Origin of the sequence: Micromonospora sp. NPDC005710, from assembly GCF_040630995.1 — a bacterium.
Lineage (GTDB): Bacteria > Actinomycetota > Actinomycetes > Mycobacteriales > Micromonosporaceae > Micromonospora.
The window spans coordinates 146,674-165,652 of the sequence record NZ_JBEXYP010000015.1; the positions used below are offsets into that span (position 1 = coordinate 146,674).

An 18,979-nucleotide genomic window follows, 5' to 3' on the forward strand; every position below is an offset into this window, starting at 1 on the left:
GGTCAGTTCTTCACTACCAGCTTGGGGTGGGCGGTCAGGTACGCGTCGGCGCGGCCGGCGCGGAGTTCGGTGAGAAACGTGCGGCCCTCGCCGGTCAGCTGTTCACCCCGGTAGGCACTGCCCTTGCCGACACCGGAACCGGGCAGCCCGACAAGCGTGAACCGGTTCTCCGGCAGGCCACTGAGCGCGTACGCGATGTCGACGATCTTGCGCCCGCCCACGTAGACGAGCGTGTCGCCGAGCGCGGAGACCACCTGGTCGACGCGTTCGGGTTGCTTGGCCAGGCCCTCGTCCAGGATCTTGCGGGTCATCGCCCGGATCAGTTGCTGCTGGTGCCGCTGCCGCGCGTAGTCACCGCCGGTGATGTAGCGCTGCCGCGCGTAGTCGAGCGCCTGCCAACCGTTGAGGTGCCGCTCGCCCTTCTCGTAGACCTGCTGCGGCCCCTTGTACCCACCCGGCGCGCTCTCCCGGTACTTGCCGTCCGGCCGGCGGTGCAACGACTCGACCCGCTGGTCGACGTAGATGTCCACCCCGCCGAGGGTGTCGACCAGCCGGTCGAACCCGTTGAAGGTGAGCACCGCGCCGGCGTCGATGCGCAGCCCGGTATAACCGCTCACCGTGGCGCGCAGCAACTCGTACCCCTGCGCCGTGCTTGGCTGTTTGGGTTTGCCCGGCACCCGGCTTCCGAAGCTCATCGCGTGCGTGAGCTTGGTCTTGCCACCCTTGTAGCCGGCCTTCGGGAACGCCGGGATGTCCACCAACAGGTCGCGGGGGAGCGAGAAGAGGTACGCCCGATCCAACCCCTTGGGTACGTGCAGGACCAGCACGGCGTCCGAGTGCGGCTCCCAGCCGGGCACGCTGACCCGGGTGTCCACACCCACCAGCAGCAGGTTGAGCGGGCCGGTGATGTCGGCGCCCGGCGGTGGACCGCTCGGGCTCGGAGTCGGCGTGCCGACCGGCGACGGAGTCGGTGAGCCGGCCACCGGAGCACCGGCCGGCTTGTCGTTCCCGGTCAGCCGGGTGATCACCACGGTGCCGGCCGCGATGAGAGCCACGACGGCGAGGGCCGCCAACCCCAGCACCAGCCACCGTCGGCGCGGCGCCATCGACCCGAGAACCATCCTGGATTCCTCCCACCCGTCTTGGTGAACAACGCTCCGACGGGTGCTCCGGGTTGCGGCCGGGAGACGCCGGGTCGGTCGGCCGGAGCATGATCGCGCGAAAAGTGCCCTGGCGCGAGCGCTACTCGCGAGTAATGATGCGTCCATGCGGTACGACGTGGTCGTCATCGGGTCCGGCTTCGGCGGCAGCGTCACCGCGCTCCGACTGGCCGAGAAGGGCTACTCGGTGGCGGTCCTGGAAGCCGGCCGCCGTTTCGCCGACGACGAGTTCCCGCAGACATCCTGGCGGTTCCGCCGGTTCCTCTGGGCACCGAAGCTCGGCTGCTACGGCATCCAACGGCTCACCCTGCTCCGCCCGGCCGACCGACGATCCGGTGGTGGGGTGCTGGTGCTCTCCGGCGCCGGAGTGGGCGGCGGTTCGCTCGTCTACGCGAACACCCTCTACGAACCACTGCCGGCCTTCTACGCCGACCCGCAGTGGCGCGACATCACCGACTGGCGCGACGAGTTGGCCCGGCACTACGACCAGGCCAAACGGATGCTCGGCGTCACCACGTACCCGATGGACACCGGCGCGGACCGCGCCATGCGGGCGGTGGCCGAGCGGATGGGGGTGGGGCACACCTTCCACGCCACCCCGGTCGGCGTACACATCGGCCGACCCGGCCAGCGGGCCGACGACCCGTACTTCGGCGGCGCCGGCCCGGAACGCACCGGCTGCCTGCACTGCGGCTCGTGCATGACCGGCTGCCGGCACGGGGCGAAGAACACGCTCGTCAAGAACTACCTCTGGCTCGCCGAACGGCTCGGGGTCACGGTCCACCCGCTGACCACTGTGACCGCCGTCCGGCTCGCCGACGGCGGCGGGCACGAGGTGCACACCGAACGCACCGGCGCCTGGCTGCGCAAGGGCCGGCAGGTCATCCACGCCGACCACGTGGTCTTCGCCGCCGGCGCGCTCGGCACCCAGCGGCTGCTGCACGCCATGCGGGCCGAGGAGGCGCTACCCGGGCTCTCGCCCCGCCTCGGCGAACTGACCCGCACCAACTCGGAGGCGATCCTCGGTGCCTCGGTGCCCCGCCAACAGGCCCGGTCCGAGCGGTTGGACTACACCGAGGGGGTCGCCATCACCAGCTCGTTCCACCCCGACCCGCAGACCCACATCGAGCCGGTCCGTTACGGGCGGGGCTCCAACGCGATGGGGCTGCTCCAGTCACTGCTCGTCGACGGCGGCCCGCACCGGGTACGCCGCTGGCTGGGCAGCATCGTCCGGCAGCCCCGGTTGGCCGCGCGGATGCTGTCCGTCCGCGGCTGGTCGGAACGAACCGTGATCGCCCTGGTCATGCAGTCGGTGGACAACTCGCTCACCACCCGGTGGCGGCGTGGCCCGCTCGGCCGCAGGCTGGTCACCGCCCCCGGCCACGGCACGCCCAGCCCCACCTGGATCCCGGCCGGCAACACGGCGGCCCGACTTCTCGCCGACGAGATCGGCGGCACCCCCGGCGGTTCGCTCACCGAACCCTTCGACATCCCGATGACAGCGCACATCCTGGGCGGGGCGGTCATCGGCGCCACACCGGCCGACGGGGTGATCGACCCCTGGCACCGGGTGTACGGGCACGCCGGGCTGCACGTCGTCGACGGCGCGGCCGTCTCGGCCAACCTCGGCGTGAACCCCTCCCTCACGATCACCGCACAGGCGGAACGGGCAATGTCCTTCTGGCCCAACAAGGGCGAGGAGGACCCACGTCCGCCGCTCGGATCCGCGTACCGCCGGCTCGCGTCCGTACCCCCGAACCAGCCGGCGGTGCCGGCGGACGCCCCGGGCGCGTTACGCCCCTGACCGCCCCCGGGCCCGGCCCGGCCCGGCCCGGCTCGGCTCGGCCCGGCCCGGCCCGGCGATCTTGCGGTTTCGGTTGTTGTTGTGTGGCATTTGCGGTTTTTGTCGGGACAGAAAGTGCAAGATCGCGGGAAGAGGGGATTGCTGGCGAGCCGGTGCCGGGAGCGGCCTCGGCGGTCGGTAGGCTTTGTGCACATGAGCCTGCCTCGCCCCGTCCTCGTGGTGGACTTCGGAGCCCAGTACGCCCAGCTCATCGCCCGTCGGGTCCGCGAGGCGAAGGTCTACTCCGAGATCGTGCCGCACTCGATGCCGATCGCTGAGATGCTGGCCAAAGACCCCGCCGCGATCATCCTCTCCGGCGGGCCGTCCAGCGTCTACGCCCCGGGTGCGCCACAGATCGACGCGGGCGTGTTCAGCGCCGACGTGCCGGTCTTCGGCATCTGCTACGGCTTCCAGGCGATGGCTCAGGCGCTCGGCGGCACTGTCGCGAGGACCGGAAACCGTGAGTACGGTGGCACCCCGCTGCGCCCCCGTCTCCTCGACCCCGGTGTGCTGCTGCGCGACCTGCCCGCGGACCTGCCGGTCTGGATGAGCCACGGCGACGCCGTCACCGAGGCGCCCGAGGGCTTCACGGTGACCGCCGAGTCGGCGGGCGCCCCGGTCGCCGCTTTCGAGGACCTGGCCGGGCGTCGGGCCGGTGTGCAGTTCCACCCGGAGGTCGGGCACACCGCTCACGGCCAGGAGATGCTCACCCGCTTCCTCTACGACATCGCCGGCATCGAGCCGACCTGGACGCCCGAGAACATCATCGACGAGCAGGTCGCCCGGATCCGCGCCCAGATCGGCGACAAGGAGGTCATCTGCGGCCTCTCCGGCGGGGTGGACTCGGCGGTCGCCGCCGCGCTCGTCCACAAGGCGGTCGGTGACCAGCTCACCTGCGTCTTCGTCGACCACGGCCTGCTGCGGGCCGGCGAGGCCGAGCAGGTGGAGAAGGACTACGTCGCCGCCACCGGCATCAAGCTGAAGGTCGTCGACGCCGCCGACCGGTTCCTCGGCGCGCTCGCCGGAGTGATCGACCCGGAGCAGAAGCGCAAGATCATTGGCCGGGAGTTCATCAGGGTCTTCGAGGCCGCGGCCCGCGAGATCGCCGCACACGGCGACGTCGAGTTCCTGGTCCAGGGCACCCTCTACCCCGACGTGGTGGAGTCCGGCGGCGGCACCGGCACCGCCAACATCAAGAGCCACCACAACGTCGGCGGTCTCCCGGAGGACCTGAAGTTTGCGCTCGTCGAGCCGCTGCGCACCCTGTTCAAGGACGAGGTCCGAGCCCTCGGCCTGCAACTGGGCCTGCCCGAGGCGATGGTCTGGCGGCACCCGTTCCCCGGGCCCGGCCTCGCCATCCGGATCATCGGCGCGGTCGACCAGGCCCGCCTCGACCTGCTCCGCCAGGCCGACCTGATCGCCCGCGAGGAGCTGACCGCCGCCGGCCTCGACCGGGGTGTCTGGCAGTTCCCGGTGGTGCTCCTCGCCGACGTCCGCAGCGTCGGTGTGCAGGGAGACGGGCGCAGCTACGGGCATCCCGTGGTGCTGCGCCCGGTCTCCAGCGAAGACGCGATGACCGCCGACTGGTCCCGGCTGCCCTACGACGTGGTGGCCCGGATCTCCACCCGGATCACCAACGAGGTCGCCGAGGTCAACCGGGTGGTCCTGGACGTCACCAGCAAGCCGCCGGGCACCATCGAGTGGGAGTGACCGCCGCTCAGGCGACCGGCGGCGGGCTTGACGGGGTCGTCGGCGGGTAGGGCTGCGTCGGGACGTACCCCTGCGGAGGCACGCCGGGCGCGGGCCCGGCGGTGGGCGGCGGGCCATTGTGCGGCGCGACGCCCGCCGTGTGCGGCCAGGCCGGCGCGCCGCTGGGCTCCTCCGGCATCAGGAACCACATGATCGGGTACGCGAACAGCGCGAGCCCGCCGGTGAGCAGGCCGGTGACCGCGAAGATCACCCGGACCAGTGTGGGATCGACGGCGAAGTAGCGGCCGACGCCGCTGGCGACCCCGGCGACCATGCGGTCGGTGGTGGGTCGCCGAAGCTGCTTGTACGGGGCGCGGGGAGCGGTGGTCGATGTCATACCCCTACCGTCCGCGCTGGCGCCCCGCTCGCCCTCGGTGACCGCCCGGATCCTTACCCTGACCAATCCCTGATCAGTGCCAGACAGTCAGGAATCCGACTCTTTTCCGTCCCGGTAACCAGGCGCGGGGAGAATTTGCTTCCGTGACCACTTTGCTCAAGCCGCTCCGCAGGATCGCGGCATACGCAGTTTGTGCTGATTCAAGCGGCCGAGTTCTGCTGGTCCGCGCATCGGAGCACTCCGGCACCCCCGGGGCGTGGTCGCTGCCCGGCGGGGCTGTCGACCACGGCGAAGACCCCAACCACACAGTCGTTCGCGAGACCGCCGCCGAGACCGGCCTCTCCGTCGCCGTTTCCGGCCTGGCCGACGTGCTCGCCGACATGCGGGCACTCCCGGACCGGGGCATCACCATCCACACCGACCGGCTGATCTACCGGGTGGCCCTTCGCGGTGGCACCCTCGCCGACCGGGTCGGCGAACGTCCCACCGACCTCGCCCGGTGGTACACCCTCGACGAGGCGCGCGACCTGCCGCTGCGCTCGTTCACCGCACGCGCCCTCGGGCTGCCCACCTCCTCGGCCGACGTGGTGCCCGACGAGGCACCTGAGTTCCCCTCCTTCTACGCCGTGCCCGGCCCCGACGGGCTGCACCGGGCCCAGCGCTTCGCCGCGTACGCGGTCTGCACCGACCCCGCCGGCCGGGTGCTGCTCACCCGCATCTCCGACGGCTACCCGGGCGCCGGCTGCTGGCACCTGCCCGGCGGCGGCACCGACTACGGCGAGCAGCCCGGCGCGGCACTCATCCGAGAACTGGTCGAGGAGACCGGCCAGGCCGGCCGGCTCGTCGAGTTGCTCGGAGTCGCCAGCCACCGCGACGCGGCCTCGCTCGGCCCCGAGGGCTACCCGATCGACTGGCACGGCGTACGCGCCTTCTACCGGGTCGTCGTCGACCAGCCCAACCCTCTGACCGTCATCGACGTGGGCGGCTCCACCTGCGAGGCCCGCTGGTTCGGCCGCGAGGAGTTGGGCGCCCTGCCCACCGACCGCCTCACCGAGGTCACCGCCGAAGCAGTCCAGGCAGCCCAACTCACCTGACCCCGACCGGCCCCCGGCAGCTCGGCGGCATCCGTGTGCCGCCGACCTGTCGTCCAGGTCCGGCGTGCTCCGCTCCGGCCTGATCCACTCGGCTTCAAGGAAGACGCGCATTCCGCCTCGCTCGAACACCGCGCTTTCCGTGAACCCGAGTCGATTGTCGGAGGCGAGAGGGATGGCGACAACAGGTCCCAAATGCGGGACCGAGGGGGCGGCAGGGGTGCAGTTGGCGCGGCGGGTCGGGGTTGACGGGCTCCTGTGGGATTCGGGCCGGGTCCTGGTGGTGCGGGAAGGGGTAAAGGGTGAGGCTCCCGAACTCTGGCGGTTGCCGGGCGGTGCCGTTCGGCACGCCGAGGACCCGGAGCACGCGGTGGTCCGCGAGGTTGCCGAACAGGCTGGGCTGACCGTGACGGTGACCCGGCTACGCGCGGTAGTTGCGGACGTGACCACCTTTCCGGAGGACGAGGTCGTACTGCACACCGACCGGCTGCTGTTCGAACTCCGCCCACCTGACGACGCGCGGCCCGGGGAGGGGTTCGCCGATCGGGCTCGCTGGCTCCCGCTGGCCGAGGTGGCGGAGTTGCCGCTGACCCCGTTCGCCGCCGAGGCATTGGGCCTGCCGGTGACCCCGCTGCCGCCCGGAGCGCACCTGTCGCGGGACCCGTTCCCGCCGCCGCACCCCGACCGTCGGCTGCGCTTCGGGGCGTACGGGCTGGTCACCGACCCTGCTGGGCGGATTTTGCTGACCCAGATCGCGGAGGGCTATCCGGGGGCCGGCCTGTGGCATCTGCCCGGCGGTGGCACCGATCACGGTGAGCAGCCGACCACCGGCCTGCTTCGGGAGCTGGTCGAGGAGGGTGGTCAGGTGGGCCGGGTCGTGGAGTTGCTCGGCGTGAACAACCTGCACAATCCGGCCGCACTGGGCCCGGAGGGTCGGCCGCTGGACTGGCATGGCGTGCGGGTGATCTATCGGGTGCTGGTGGACGTACCTACTGATGCGGTGGTCACCGAGTCCGCCGGAGGGTCGACGGCCCGGGCGGGGTGGTTCACCCGCGCAGAGACGGTTGACCTGCCGTTGAGCGACATCGCTGCCGTCGCAATCGGACAGAGTGGCCGATAGCACACCGCTCGGTGAGCCGACTTGGTGGCCCTCCGGTACAGTCAGAGACGGGAATGATGGAGGAAACGGGCGATGAAGCCCGGGATGGGAACAAGCGAGCGGTTAGAGCGGTTTAAGCCAGATACAAGTACCGCCGGCAGCTATCGCCAAGCCATGTTCCCCTATGCGATGGTGTACTCCGCAAAACGGCTGCCGGGCCTGCAAGGTCCGGCACGAGACAGCCGGACAACCGCCACGTGGCGGCCAGTAGATCCGGTGATGGAGGAAACGTGCCGAGAGCCCCATGGCGCCGGCGTCGTACCACTGACAGTCCGCGCCCCGCAGGGCGTCGCTGGGCGGGCCGGTTGCGCCGCAGCAGCACGTTCGCCCGCCAGGTGCTGTTGGTCCGCGTGGGTCGCCGTGATGGCGACCTGCACCCGAGTGACCTGTCCCCGACCGAGCACCGGTACGCCGACCGCCAGCGCCGTCGCTACGGCCTGGACCGGCTCAGCCGGCCGACGCTTGGCGTGGACCCGACGCTGAGCCTGGACCGCGCCGACTTCAAGCCGATCGTGCCGGTCAGCCCGGCGATGCCGCCGATGGCGCCTGCCGACGAGGCCGGGTCCATCCCGCTGCTCCCCGGCGAGCACACGATGGCGCGCCGGATGAAGTTCGCCCTGGTCAACGCCTGCACGCTGGCCAGCCTGATGCTCGGCATGCTGGCCATCTTCCTGGCCATGCAGGGCGAGGTACGCGTCGCGGCGCTCTGCCTGATCGCCTGCGTCGGCTTCGACGGTCTGGACGGCGCGCTGGCCCGACGGCTCGGGGTGGCCAGCCCGTTCGGCGCGCAGATGGACTCGCTGGCCGACATGTGCTCGTTCGGCCTCGCCGCGCCGGTGGTGGTCTACGCCTCGCTCGCCGGCTCCGTCTCCACTGCTGCGGCGGCGGTGGCGTGTGCCCTGGTCGCGGCGTGTGCCGCGATTCGACTGGCCCGCTTCAACGTCTCGCCGAAGGACGGCCGCTTCTTCTGCGGGGTGCCCACCACCATGGCCGCCGCTGTGCTCGCCGTGACAGTGGCGATCGGCCTGCCGGTGCCCGGTGCCGTGCTGGTCGCGGGGGTGGCGCTGCTGGCCTTCGCGATGGTGTCGAGCTTCCCGTACGCCAAGCTCGCCCGCCTGGTGAAGTTGCCGCCGTGGCTCTGGTTGGCCCCGGTCATCGGCGCGCTTGTCGACATCCGGCTCACGTTCGCCCTGATCGTGGTGGGATACCTGGTCAGCGGGCCGGTTCTCTGGCTGCGGCAACGTCGTACCGCCTGATCTGAGCAGAACGAACGGGGCGCCGCGGACAGCGGCGCCCCGTTCCTCGTTCGTGGGTCAGCGCCAGCGGGCGATGACAGTGGACCCGCTGATCACCTTGTCGCCCGGCCCGACCAGCGGGTCCGCGGATTCGGCGGGCAGGTAGACGTCGGTCCGGGAGCCGAACCGGATCAGCCCGAACCGCTCGCCCCTGGCCAGCAGCGCGCCGATCGGCGCGCGCTGCACGATCCGGCGGGCGATCAGCCCGGTCCGCTGCGCGACCACCACAGTGCCGCGCGCGGTGTCCAGCACCGTGTACGCGGCGACGTTGTGCTCGGCGTCCGGCTTCATCGCGTTGACGAAGCCGCCGTCGGCGACGAAGTAGTCCACCACCTTGCCGGCGACCGGAGCGCGGTTGACGTGCACGTCCAGCACCGACAGGAACACCGCGACCCGTAGCCACTCGCCGTCACCGAAGCGCTCGTCGTGCAGGCGCTGCACCGACAGGACCTTTCCGTCCGCGCTGGCGACAACGGCGCTCGGGTCCTCCGGCACGTCCCTCTCGGGATCCCGGAAGAACGCGGCGACCGGCCCGGCGGCCAGGGCCGGCAGCAGCCACAGCTTGGACGACGGGCGCGCCACCCGGGCCAGCGCCGCGAGCCCCAGCGCGATGCCCGCCGCCGCCACACCGTTGGAGTCGATGTGCATGCCCCGGGTCAGCGGCACGCTCGACGGCCGGTACGTGGGGGCCAGGCTGTCGGCGGCGGCCGGGTTGGCCGGGGTGAACCGCAGTCGGTAGACCCGTACCGGTGGCGAGTTGCGCAGCACCAGGTCGGCGCCGACGCCGTAGAGGGCGTCCTGTCGGCCCAACTCGGCGGCGGCACCCTCGGTCCGGCCGGGTGCGGCGACGGTGGCCACGCTCAGCACCGCCCCGTCGGTCAGGTACTTGACCAACCCCTCGATGCCGCTGCGGGTCGCCTCGGCGGTGCCGGTGAACACCTCACCGGCGATGACCACACCGGCGGCTTCGGCTTCGGCCAACGAGTCGACGACCCTCACCCGGTCGGCGACCCAGCTGCCCTGGGCGGTGACGTGCTCGCGGAGCGCGGCGCCGCCGAACGGTTCGGCGGGCACCACGGTGAGCCGGTCACCGGGGAGCAGCGCCTCGACAGCCGCAGCCAGCACCGCGGAGTCCGGGGTAACCCCTACCAGCAGGGCGGCCTTGGCGTCGTTGATCCGGGCCAGCTCGGCGACGAGGGTGCGGGCGGCTCGCTCGCCGATGCGGACCGGACCGGACCGGCCGGTGGTACGCACGGCGGGGGACTGGGTCATGTCGGGCGGGCTCCTGACGGGGGTAGAGACGGGATTCGCGGCGGGACCGCCATGGGCGGGACGGGCCGGCCGGCGGAGGCGATATCTCCACCGGTCAGCATATGCGGCCGTTCGCGCCGATCGCACCGCCGTCGGGATGCGGTGGGCCGACGCGGGCCGGTGCCCCAGGTCAGGCTTCCCGGCGCGGACCCTCCCGCTCGTCGCCCGGCTCGTCGCCGGTGGCCTCGACCGGTTGGTCGGACCGGTGCGGCCCGTCGCCCTCGGACGAGGCCGGACGGGTGAGGTTCCCGTTCGTCGGCTCCTCGTCTCCGGCAGCGGATCGGCCGGGGACGCGCTCGGTCGGCGGCTCCGACGGCGGGTGTGCCAACCACGCCGGGTGGATCACATCGGTGGTCGGTGCGACCTCCGTCCGCATCTCGGTGGTCGGCGTCTCGAGCGCCCGGTCCGTGGACAGTGCCGGGTCCGTGGTCAACGCCCGGTCCGTAGTCAACGCCGAGTCCGTGGTCAACGCCGGGTCCGTGCTGAAACTCGGGTCGGAGGAGGGGGCGTCCCAGGTGGACCGTTCGGCTTCCCAGACCGGCAGGGCAGTGCCGGAGGTCGACGAGGCGGCTCCGGAGACCGGCACTGGCATGCCGGAGACGGGCGCGGCGGCACCTGCCTCGGCGGTCGGGTCGGGCTGATTCGGCCGACTCGAGCGCAGCGCGCCGACCAGCCCGAAGACCCCGATCAGGATGAGCGCGCCGGCCAGGAACCAGCCGACCGGCGGCAGCGCGAGCCCGAGCAGTTGGGCGAGCAGCCACCAGGCGGACAGCGCCAGGAACACGAGCCCGAAGGCGAACGACACCAGATCCGTGCGGTGAGCCTTCACCGGGTCACCTCCAGGTTGCCGGCATTGACGTGGACGTAGAGGCGCAGGGCGCCGCCGCCGGCGCCGTCGGCACCGACGTCGGTGGACTCCCGCAGGCGGCCGTCCAGCCCGCCGGAGCGGTTTCCGAAGATGGTGGCGTCGCCCGCGTTGACGTCGGCCACCGTGGTGACGTCCACGTTCGGCGGAACGACCACTGTCGCCTTGCCGAAGTTGACTGCCACAGTCACCTGGCTGTCCCGTTTCGCGAAGTCGATCCCGCGCAGGTCGAGCACTGCGTCGCCGAAGCTGTTCTCGTACCTGTCGGCCAGGTCGCGGTAGTCGGTGGGCGCCCAGGTCACCGCGCCGTCGACCCCCCGGATCCGGTCGTAGGACTCGGCGACCGTCGCGGTGCCGAGCGCCGCCGCGGTCACCAGACCGAGCGCGATGAGCCAGCGGGCCCGCCCGAACCAGGTCCCGACCAGCAGCCCCAGCGCGATGGTGGCCAGCGCGGCCGCGAAGTACGCCGAGGCGCTGATGGCGAAGACGTCCAGCAGGTCGAGCAGGGCGACCAGACCGAGCACCAGGAAGATCAGCGAGAAGGTCACCGCGCCGAGCGGGGATCGCTCCTTGGGGCGCTTCGGCGGCTTCGGTGGCTTGGGCGGCGGAGGCGCGGGCGGGGTCGGCGACGCGTACGGGCCGTGGGGCGCGAACGGGGGGCGGTAGCCGGAGGGCGGCTGGGCGGTCGGGTAGGCGGCCGGGGCGGCGGATGCGCTGCTCACCGGCGCGGACGGCCAGCCGGCGCTGGGCATCGCGGCGCTCGGCCAGCCGGGCTGGGCAGCCGTCGTGCCGGCCGGTTGCCCGGACACCGGGCCGACCCCGGACACCTGCTGCGTCGCACGTGCCGGCGGTGCGTCGTACGCCGGGATGGTGACGGTGGGCGCGGCCCCCGTCGTGGCGGTGGCGTACTCCGGACCGGTGCCGAACATCGGCGGCGTCACCGCAGGGCCGGTGGCCTGCGCCGCGCCGTACGACGGTGCGGGCCAGGTCACCGGTGGGACGACCGGGCCGGTCGGGTTGCCGGGCGGTGCGGCGGGCGGCGGACCACCCGGGGTGCCGGGCCGTGGGTTGCGGCCGTCCCGGTTGAGCAGGAGCGCGCCGGCGACCAGGATGGCCGCGCCGAGCAGCACCGCGCGGAAGGCGTCGGTGACGATGTACGCGAAGCTGGCCGCGACCAGGATGCCCAGCACGATCACCGTCACCGGCGACATGCTGGAGCGACCACGACCGAGCATGGATTCGACGGGGGAGGCGGTGTCGCCCTCGTTCGGGATGATCAGCCAGGCGGCGACGTACACCAGGATGCCGATGCCCCCGAAGAACCCGAGCACCGCGAGGAGCACCCGCCAGAGCACCGGATCGGTGTTCGTGGCGCGCCCGATCGCCGCGCAGACACCTGCGAGGTACCGCCCCTCGCGGGGCCGGACCAGCCCGTACCGCGAGGTGAAGCCGGCGCCGCCCAGCGGCGGTGGCGGCGTGGACGGACCGGGACCACCCGGGCCGTAGCCGGTGCCCGCCGCGAAGTCCGGGCCGGGACCGTAGCCGGCCGCGGAGCCGGCGCCCGCCGCGAAGCCTGGGCCGGGACCGTAGCCGGCTGCGGAGCCCGGGCCGGGGCTTGTGCCCGCCGCGGGCGGGGGGTAGCCGTCGGCCGGATCGCCGGGCGCGGTGTCGGTGGTCGCGTCGGTGTCAGGCTGCGGACCGAACGTGCTGGGTTCGGTCCATGCGGTGGGCGTGGTGCTGGGCGGGGGCGGTGCTGAACCGCCCGGCTGTGCCGTCCCCGGTCGGGGTGGCGGGGCAGCTTCCTCGGTCATGCTTCGATCCTGCTGCCCGGTCCACCCGAACGACCTCAGGACCCGACCCTGACCCCACCCTGAGATCCGGCGGCCGGAATGTCGGGGGCGTCCCCGTGGTCGTGGACGCCGCAGCGTGTGACGATCGAGTCACCCGACCTCGACCTGTCCGCCACCGTGACCAGGGAGCCTCCGATCAGCACCGTGACCTCGCCCCCGCGCCTCTACCGCGCCCCGGAGCACCGGATGGCCGCCGGCGTCGCCGCCGGCATCGCCGACCATCTCGGCATCTCGGTGTTGCGGGTGCGCGTCGCGTTCATGGTGCTGCTCGGGCTGAGCGGGCTCGGCCTGCTGCTGTACGCGGCGTTCTGGGCGGTGGTGCCGTTGCGTCCGGGTGACACAGCGGTCCCGCCCCGGCGGGACGTCGCCCAACTCCTGCCGTTCGTGGGGATCGGGCTCGGCGTCCTGTTGATCCAGGTGATGGTCTTCGACTCGGTCGGCGCGGCGGGCACCGCCGGTTGGTTGGTGGCCATCATCGCGGTGGGCGCCGGGGTCATCTGGCACCAGTCCGCGCCCGAGCGGCGGCGACAGTGGGGCGACGCGATGCCGGTGCCCTGGCTCGGCGCGGTCGTCGAGGAGAGCGACCGGCGGGCCTTCGTGCTCCGGTTCATCGGTGGGGGGGTGCTCGTCGCGGTCGGCATCATCGGCGTCGCGGCCGTCTACTCACCGGCGCAGAATTTCGACGCGGTGATCAACGGCGTGATCTTCGCGCTGGTCGGGCTGGCCGGCGTCGGGGTGGTGGCCGCGCCCGTGCTGTGGCGCACGTACAGCCAGCTCCGCTCGGAGCGCGAGGGGCGCATCCGGGAGCAGGAGCGCGCCGAGCTGGCCGCGATGGTCCACGACCAGGTGCTGCACACGTTGGCCCTGATCCAGCGCAACGCCAGCGACGTCAAGACGGTGCAGCGGCTGGCCCGGGGGCAGGAGCGTTCCCTGCGCAACTGGCTCTACAAGCCGACCGCTTCGCCGAGCGAGCGCTTCGCCGCCGCGCTGGAGCAGGCCGCCGCCGAGGTCGAGGACACGTTCGCGATCAGCGTGGAAGCGGTGGTGGTGGGGGACCGGGAGACCGACGAGAAGGTCGGCGCGCTGGTCGCGGCCGCACGGGAGGCGTTGGTGAACGCCGCCCGGCACGCCGGCGTGCAGACCGTCTCGCTCTACGCCGAGGTGGAGCCGGATCAGGTAAGTGTCTTCGTCCGGGACCGGGGTAAGGGTTTCGATCCGGATACCGTAAAGGACCACCGGCACGGCGTGAGCGGCTCGATCATCGGGCGGATGAAGCGGCACGGCGGACGGGCCGAGATCCGGTCCGGCCCGGGGGAGGGGACCGAGGTCCGGTTGATCCTGCCGATCTCCCGGGACTCGTCCGCAGCGGAGAGGAACAAGTGACCATGGCCGAGCAGTCGACCGAGCACCTCGACCCGGCGGACGCCCGCCCCGAGCGGCTACGGGTGTTCCTGGTGGACGACCACGCCATGTTCCGGGCCGGGGTACGCGCGGAGTTGGGCGCCCACGTCGAGGTGGTGGGCGAGGCGAGCACTGTGGCCGAGGCGGTCACCCGGATCGCCGCCGTCGGCCCGGACGTGGTGCTGCTGGACGTGCACATGCCCGACGGTGGCGGTCGCGCGGTGCTGGAGGCGATGCGGCGTACGCACCCGCAGGTCAAGTTCCTCGCGTTGAGCGTCTCCGACGCGGCGGAGGACGTGATCGGGCTGATCCGTGCCGGCGCCCGCGGGTACGTCACGAAGACCATCTCCCCGGACGAGCTGGCCGCCGCGATCCGTCGCGTGGCCGACGGGGACGCGGTGTTCAGCCCACGGCTGGCCGGGTTCGTGCTGGACGCCTTCGCGGCCCGGCCGGACGCGCCGGTGGCCGACCCGGAGTTGGACCAGCTCACCAACCGTGAGCGGGAGGTCCTGCGGCTGCTGGCCCGGGGGTACGCGTACAAGGAGATCGCCAAGGAGCTGTTCATCTCCATCAAGACGGTGGAGACGCACGTGTCGAACGTGCTGCGGAAGCTTCAGATGTCCAACCGCTACGAGCTTTCCCGGTGGGCGGCGGATCGTCGGCTCGTCTGACCGTGCGTCGAGGATCAGAGAAACCTTCGGCGCGCCCTCGTACACCCAGCCGTTGATCGTGGCCGGGTAGCCGTAGTCGCCCTCATCCGGATGGCTCGAAACGTGAGTGGTGACGGACGTCCCACCGGGCCCGGCTGACCCCGGGGTGCGCGCTCGCGCCGAGGCCTGTTGCGCTGGCGGCGCAACGTATTTCCTGGTCAGTGCCGCCCGCGTCGACCGTTTTATGATCATTTTTCAAGTATCGGCAACGTGGCGGGCAACTAACGGCTTGATAACGGCACCTTCACGGAAGAGGCCAGTGGGTGTCACAGTGGCAGCACCTCACCATCGGTGTGTGGCACTCCGTACGCCCCACGACCACGATTCCTGCCGATCACGGCGGCCCGTGGCTGTGTCGATTGCGTCGTGTCGCGCCTCGTTGGCGGGGAGCCCGGCGGATCGGAACATCAGGGGTGTCCCCAACTTCCCTGTGGTCCCGGCGACCCCCGCCCCGGGGTGGTCGGGCGGTGTCACCCCCAAACGTGCGTGAATCCCACGACGGAACCTGGTTAGAAAGAGGAGGCCCCTCGGAATGAGAGTCTCGAAGCGGGCGACGAGCGCCATCGCGCTCAGCGCAGCTGTCGCGCTTGTCGCGACCGGTTGCTCGAGCGGCGACGACGGCGATACTGCCGGCAGCGCGGACGGCTCGATCGTTGTGCACGGCGTCCAGCCGGAGAACCCGCTGGTCCCGTCGAACACCACGGAGACCGGTGGCGGCAAGATCATCGACTGGCTCTTCACTGGCCTCGTCGAGTACCCGAACGACGGTGGCGCCCCGCGCAACGCGCTGGCGGAGTCCATCAACACCACCGACTCCAAGGTCTTCACGATCAAGATCAAGGGCGGTACCAAGTTCCACGACGGTACCGAGGTGAAGGCGAAGAACTTCGTCGACGCCTGGAACTGGGCCGCCTACTCGCCGAACGGTGCGCAGAACGGCACCTTCTTCGCGGACATCGCGGGCTTCGACAAGACCTACACCTCCGACCCGGACGGCGCTGAGGGCCCGAAGAAGGCCCCCGAGCCGACGGCCAAGGAGCTGTCCGGCCTGAAGGTCATCGACGAGCAGACCTTCGAGGTCACCCTCGCCGCGCCGACCGCGGTCTTCCCGACCAAGCTCGGCTACAGCGCCTTCATGCCGCTGCCGGACGCCTTCTTCACCCAGAAGCCCGAGGAGTTCGGCCGCAAGCCGATCGGCAACGGCCCGGTGAAGTTCGTGTCGTGGGAGGACAACGCTCTCATCAAGCTGACGCGCTTCGACGACTACAATCTTCGCGACAAGATGAAGATCAAGGACGTCGACGTCAAGCTGTACCAGGACGACAACGCGGCCTACGCCGACCTGCTGGCGAACAACCTCGACTTCATGGAGGTTGTCCCCACCTCGGCGCTCGCCGGTGACAAGTGGAAGACCGACCTCGGTGACCGGGGCCGCTCGACCGTCACCCCGTCGACCGCGTTCATCGCGTTCCCGATCTACGACAAGCGCTTCCAGAACCCGAAGCTGCGTCGTGCGGTGTCGCTGGCCGTGAACCGGCAGGAGATCTCGGACAAGATCTTCTTCGGTACCCGCAAGCCGGCCGACAGCTGGGCGAACCCGCTGACCCCGGGCGCCAAGCCGGGTAACTGCACCGCCTGCAAGTTCGACCCGGAGACGGCCAAGACGCTGCTCGCCGAGGCCGGTGGCTTCACCGGTGAGATGGTCTTCTACTACAACGCGGACTCCGCCCACAAGGACTGGATGGACGCCGTCGCGCAGCAGATCAAGACCAACCTCAACATCAACGCTCGGGCCGAGGGTGTTCCGACCTTCGCGGTGTTCCGTCAGAACATCAACGCCCACAAGATGAAGGGCCCGTACCGGGCTGCCTGGCAGCAGGACTACCCGGACGTCGAGAACTGGGTCAACCCGCTCTTCGTGACCAACGGTTCCTCGAACGACGGCCTCTACAGCAACACCGAGGTCGACACCCTGGCCAAGCAGGCCAGCGGTGCTCCGAGCCTGGAGGCTTCGCACGAGGCGTTCGCCAAGGCGGTCGAGAAGGTCGACCAGGACGTCCCGAGCATCCCGGTCTACTTCTACGGTCAGCAGTCCGGCCACTCGGAGAAGATCAAGAAGCTCGAGCTGAACAACGTCGGCGAGATCGACATCACCTCGGTCGAGCTCTGATCCGTTCGGTCTGACCCCGGGTCGGGCTCGCCACATCCGGTGAGCCCGACCCGGGGCCGTTCCGCGATTGGGTGTTACAACACTCCACTCGCACGTTGTCACCACCGTGTCGGCCGTCCGACGCGCCCCCTGTCTGGAGGACCACCCCATGGGCCGTTATCTGTTGAGACGGCTGCTCCAACTCGTGCCGGTCTTCATCGGTACGACGTTCCTGATCTACTGGCTCGTCTGGGCCGTCCCGGGAGATCCGTTCGCCGGTAAGTGCGGTGAGCGTCGCTGCCCGGACCAGTACATCGCCTTCATGACCGAGAAGTACCACCTCGACCAGAACGTCTTCGTGCAGTACGGCAACTACATGAAGAACCTGTTCCAGGGCGACTTCGGTCAGACGTTCCAGCAACGCGAGATCAGCGACATCATCGCGACCGCCTACCCGAACACCCTGAAGCTGGCCGTCGTCGCGCTGGCCATCGAGGCGATCATCGGCCTCGGCGCCGGCGTCCTGAGCGGTCTGCGGCGTAACGGCTTCCTGGACAACCTGGTCCTGGTCTCCAGCCTCTTCCTGATCGCGCTGCCGGTGTTCGTCGTCGGCTTCGTGCTGCAGTGGCTGCTGGGCGTGCAGTGGGGCATCATCAAGCCGACCGTCTCCTCCGAGATGCGGTGGTCCGAGCTGATCGTGCCGGGCTTCGTGCTGGGTAGCGCGTCAGTGGCGTACATCGCCCGGGTTGCAAGAACGAGCATCGCGGAGAACCGTCGCGCGGACTACGTGCGCACCGCCATCGCCAAGGGCCTGCCGATGCGCCGGGTGGTGGGCGTACACCTGCTGCGCAACTCGCTCATCCCAGTGGTGACCCTGCTCGGCACCGACCTCGGTGCCCTGATGGGCGGCGCGATCGTCACCGAGGGAATCTTCGGCATCAACGGAATCGGCCGCCAGGTCTTCCGGGCGATCATCACGAAGGAAAGCGCCACGGTGGTAGGAATCGTGGTCGTCCTGGTGCTGGTCTATCTCGTGATGAACCTGCTGGTTGACCTGCTCTACGCCGCCCTGGACCCGAGGATCCGTTATGAGTGACCCCAGTACCGCATCGATCGTCAGCACCCCTGGCGCACACCCCACCGACTCCGCCGCCCCCGCCACCCTGGGCCAGCCGCAGAGCAACGAGAAGCCGCGCGGCCTGCTCGCCGACGCCTGGCGGGACCTGCGGCGCAAGCCGCTGTTCTGGATCTCGGCCACGCTGATCGTGATCTTCCTGCTGATGGCAGCCTTCCCGGCGCTGTTCGCCCCGGGCGACGCCGTCAACGGCTCGCTGTCCCGCAGCCTCGACAAGCCGTCCGCCAATGGCTGGTTCGGCTACGACGTGCAGGGCCGCGACGTCTACGCCCGGGTCATCTACGGTGCACGCGCCTCCATCGTGGTCGCCGTGCTCTCCGTGATGGGCACCCTGCTCATCGGTGGAACGATGGGCATCATCTCCGGCTACCGCGGTGGCTGGGTGGACGGCTTGCTCAGCCGGATCGCCGACGTCTTCTTCGGCCTGCCGTTCGTGCTCGGCGCGATCGTCATCCTGACCACGTTCAACGGGTCGGGCGCCGGCAACAGCAAGGCCCAGATCATGGGCCTGGTGATCTCGTCACTGATCGTGCTGAGCTGGCCGGTCGTGATGCGGCTGATGCGCTCCTCGGTGCTCGCCACCAAGGAGGCCGACTACATCGTGGCGGCCCGCGCGCTGGGTGCCGGCACCGGTCGGATCATCCTCAAGCACCTGCTGCCGAACTGCCTGGCCCCGCTGCTCGTCTACGGCACGATCATGGTCGGCTCGTTCATCGGCGCCGAGGCCACCCTGTCGTTCCTGGGTGTCGGTCTGAAGTCGCCGGTGGTGTCCTGGGGCATCATGATCAGCGACGGGCAGAATTTCGTCCGGGTCGCGCCAGGGCTGGTGTTCTTCCCCGCCGCGTTCCTCGTCACCGCAGTGCTGAGCTTCGTGATGCTCGGTGAGTCGGTCCGCGAGGCCCTCGATCCGAAACTCCGCTAGGG

14 protein-coding genes and 1 pseudogene are annotated in these 18,979 nt (G+C 70.8%); 10 read left to right on the forward strand and 5 right to left on the reverse strand.

What is annotated here, in order from left to right:
- Positions 1-2: 2 nt before the first annotated feature.
- On the reverse strand, positions 3-1,121 hold the full coding sequence (locus tag ABZ406_RS21215; RefSeq protein WP_357764148.1) for an LCP family protein: 1,119 nt from the start codon (positions 1,119-1,121) through the stop codon (positions 3-5).
- A 145-nt stretch (positions 1,122-1,266) separates the two neighbouring features.
- Here ABZ406_RS21215 and ABZ406_RS21220 point away from each other — a divergent pair, with 145 nt between their 5' ends.
- Positions 1,267-2,964, forward strand: coding sequence for a GMC family oxidoreductase (locus ABZ406_RS21220; RefSeq protein WP_357764151.1), 1,698 nt, complete (start codon positions 1,267-1,269; stop codon positions 2,962-2,964).
- A 192-nt stretch (positions 2,965-3,156) separates the two neighbouring features.
- On the forward strand, positions 3,157-4,713 hold the full coding sequence (gene guaA / locus ABZ406_RS21225; RefSeq protein ID WP_357764154.1) for a glutamine-hydrolyzing GMP synthase: 1,557 nt from the start codon (positions 3,157-3,159) through the stop codon (positions 4,711-4,713).
- Between the two features lie 7 nt (positions 4,714-4,720).
- On the opposite strand, the gene ABZ406_RS21230 is transcribed toward guaA, so the two are convergent.
- Positions 4,721-5,089, reverse strand: a complete 369-nt coding sequence (locus ABZ406_RS21230; protein ID WP_357764158.1) for a PspC domain-containing protein — start codon at positions 5,087-5,089, stop codon at positions 4,721-4,723.
- 143 nt (positions 5,090-5,232) lie between these two features.
- On the opposite strand from ABZ406_RS21230, the gene ABZ406_RS21235 reads away from it, so the two are divergent.
- The 3 genes from ABZ406_RS21235 (at position 5,233) to ABZ406_RS21245 (ending at position 8,595) form a co-directional block, all read left to right on the forward strand.
- Positions 5,233-6,183, forward strand: a complete 951-nt coding sequence (locus ABZ406_RS21235; RefSeq protein ID WP_357764161.1) for an NUDIX hydrolase — start codon at positions 5,233-5,235, stop codon at positions 6,181-6,183.
- Between the two features lie 217 nt (positions 6,184-6,400).
- A complete protein-coding gene (locus ABZ406_RS21240; protein ID WP_357764164.1) occupies positions 6,401-7,300 on the forward strand; it encodes an NUDIX domain-containing protein in 900 nt (299 codons plus the stop codon).
- A 344-nt stretch (positions 7,301-7,644) separates the two neighbouring features.
- Positions 7,645-8,595, forward strand: coding sequence for a CDP-alcohol phosphatidyltransferase family protein (locus ABZ406_RS21245; RefSeq protein ID WP_357764243.1), 951 nt, complete (start codon positions 7,645-7,647; stop codon positions 8,593-8,595).
- A 57-nt stretch (positions 8,596-8,652) separates the two neighbouring features.
- Here the strand turns inward: ABZ406_RS21245 and ABZ406_RS21250 are convergent, their stop codons facing one another.
- The 3 genes and pseudogenes from ABZ406_RS21250 to ABZ406_RS21260 form a co-directional block, all read right to left on the reverse strand.
- The gene (locus ABZ406_RS21250; RefSeq protein ID WP_357764167.1) at positions 8,653-9,906 is read right to left on the reverse strand and encodes a phosphatidylserine decarboxylase; all 1,254 of its coding nucleotides are present in this window, start codon (positions 9,904-9,906) and stop codon (positions 8,653-8,655) included.
- A 685-nt stretch (positions 9,907-10,591) separates the two neighbouring features.
- Positions 10,592-10,774, reverse strand: a pseudogene (locus ABZ406_RS21255) (hypothetical protein); the annotation flags it as partial.
- Entirely contained in the window at positions 10,771-12,621 is a 1,851-nt protein-coding gene (locus tag ABZ406_RS21260) for a PspC domain-containing protein (RefSeq protein ID WP_357764169.1), read from the reverse strand. The pseudogene ABZ406_RS21255 and the gene ABZ406_RS21260, both read right to left, overlap by 4 nt.
- A gap of 156 nt (positions 12,622-12,777) precedes the next feature.
- Between ABZ406_RS21260 and ABZ406_RS21265 the strand changes: the two genes are divergently transcribed.
- The 5 genes from ABZ406_RS21265 to ABZ406_RS21285 all read left to right on the forward strand — a co-directional run bounded on the left by ABZ406_RS21265 (position 12,778) and on the right by ABZ406_RS21285 (position 18,977).
- A complete protein-coding gene (locus ABZ406_RS21265; RefSeq protein ID WP_357764246.1) occupies positions 12,778-14,043 on the forward strand; it encodes a PspC domain-containing protein in 1,266 nt (421 codons plus the stop codon).
- 2 nt (positions 14,044-14,045) lie between these two features.
- Positions 14,046-14,732, forward strand: coding sequence for a response regulator transcription factor (locus ABZ406_RS21270; protein WP_030337843.1), 687 nt, complete (start codon positions 14,046-14,048; stop codon positions 14,730-14,732).
- 571 nt (positions 14,733-15,303) lie between these two features.
- Complete coding sequence (locus ABZ406_RS21275; RefSeq protein ID WP_357764172.1) at positions 15,304-16,941, forward strand: ABC transporter substrate-binding protein; 1,638 nt, start codon at positions 15,304-15,306, stop codon at positions 16,939-16,941.
- A 148-nt stretch (positions 16,942-17,089) separates the two neighbouring features.
- Positions 17,090-18,016 carry an ABC transporter permease gene (locus tag ABZ406_RS21280; protein ID WP_357764174.1) on the forward strand — a complete coding sequence of 309 codons (927 nt, stop codon included), beginning with the start codon at positions 17,090-17,092 and terminating at the stop codon, positions 18,014-18,016.
- Complete coding sequence (locus ABZ406_RS21285; RefSeq protein ID WP_357764177.1) at positions 18,009-18,977, forward strand: ABC transporter permease; 969 nt, start codon at positions 18,009-18,011, stop codon at positions 18,975-18,977. Before ABZ406_RS21280 ends, ABZ406_RS21285 begins: the two co-directional genes overlap by 8 nt.
- Positions 18,978-18,979: the final 2 nt, after the last annotated feature.

What these genes read in the sequence shown, in the direction of transcription:
- ABZ406_RS21215 (WP_357764148.1), bottom strand. Translation starts at nt 1,121, where the DNA reads ATGGTTCTCGGGTCGATGGCGCCGCGCCGACGGTGGCTGGTGCTGGGG.
- ABZ406_RS21220 (WP_357764151.1), top strand. Translation starts at nt 1,267, where the DNA reads ATGCGGTACGACGTGGTCGTCATCGGGTCCGGCTTCGGCGGCAGCGTC.
- guaA (WP_357764154.1), top strand. Translation starts at nt 3,157, where the DNA reads ATGAGCCTGCCTCGCCCCGTCCTCGTGGTGGACTTCGGAGCCCAGTAC.
- ABZ406_RS21230 (WP_357764158.1), bottom strand. Translation starts at nt 5,089, where the DNA reads ATGACATCGACCACCGCTCCCCGCGCCCCGTACAAGCAGCTTCGGCGA.
- ABZ406_RS21250 (WP_357764167.1), bottom strand. Translation starts at nt 9,906, where the DNA reads ATGACCCAGTCCCCCGCCGTGCGTACCACCGGCCGGTCCGGTCCGGTC.
- ABZ406_RS21260 (WP_357764169.1), bottom strand. Translation starts at nt 12,621, where the DNA reads ATGACCGAGGAAGCTGCCCCGCCACCCCGACCGGGGACGGCACAGCCG.
- ABZ406_RS21270 (WP_030337843.1), top strand. Translation starts at nt 14,046, where the DNA reads ATGGCCGAGCAGTCGACCGAGCACCTCGACCCGGCGGACGCCCGCCCC.
- ABZ406_RS21275 (WP_357764172.1), top strand. Translation starts at nt 15,304, where the DNA reads ATGAGAGTCTCGAAGCGGGCGACGAGCGCCATCGCGCTCAGCGCAGCT.
- ABZ406_RS21280 (WP_357764174.1), top strand. Translation starts at nt 17,090, where the DNA reads ATGGGCCGTTATCTGTTGAGACGGCTGCTCCAACTCGTGCCGGTCTTC.
- ABZ406_RS21285 (WP_357764177.1), top strand. Translation starts at nt 18,009, where the DNA reads ATGAGTGACCCCAGTACCGCATCGATCGTCAGCACCCCTGGCGCACAC.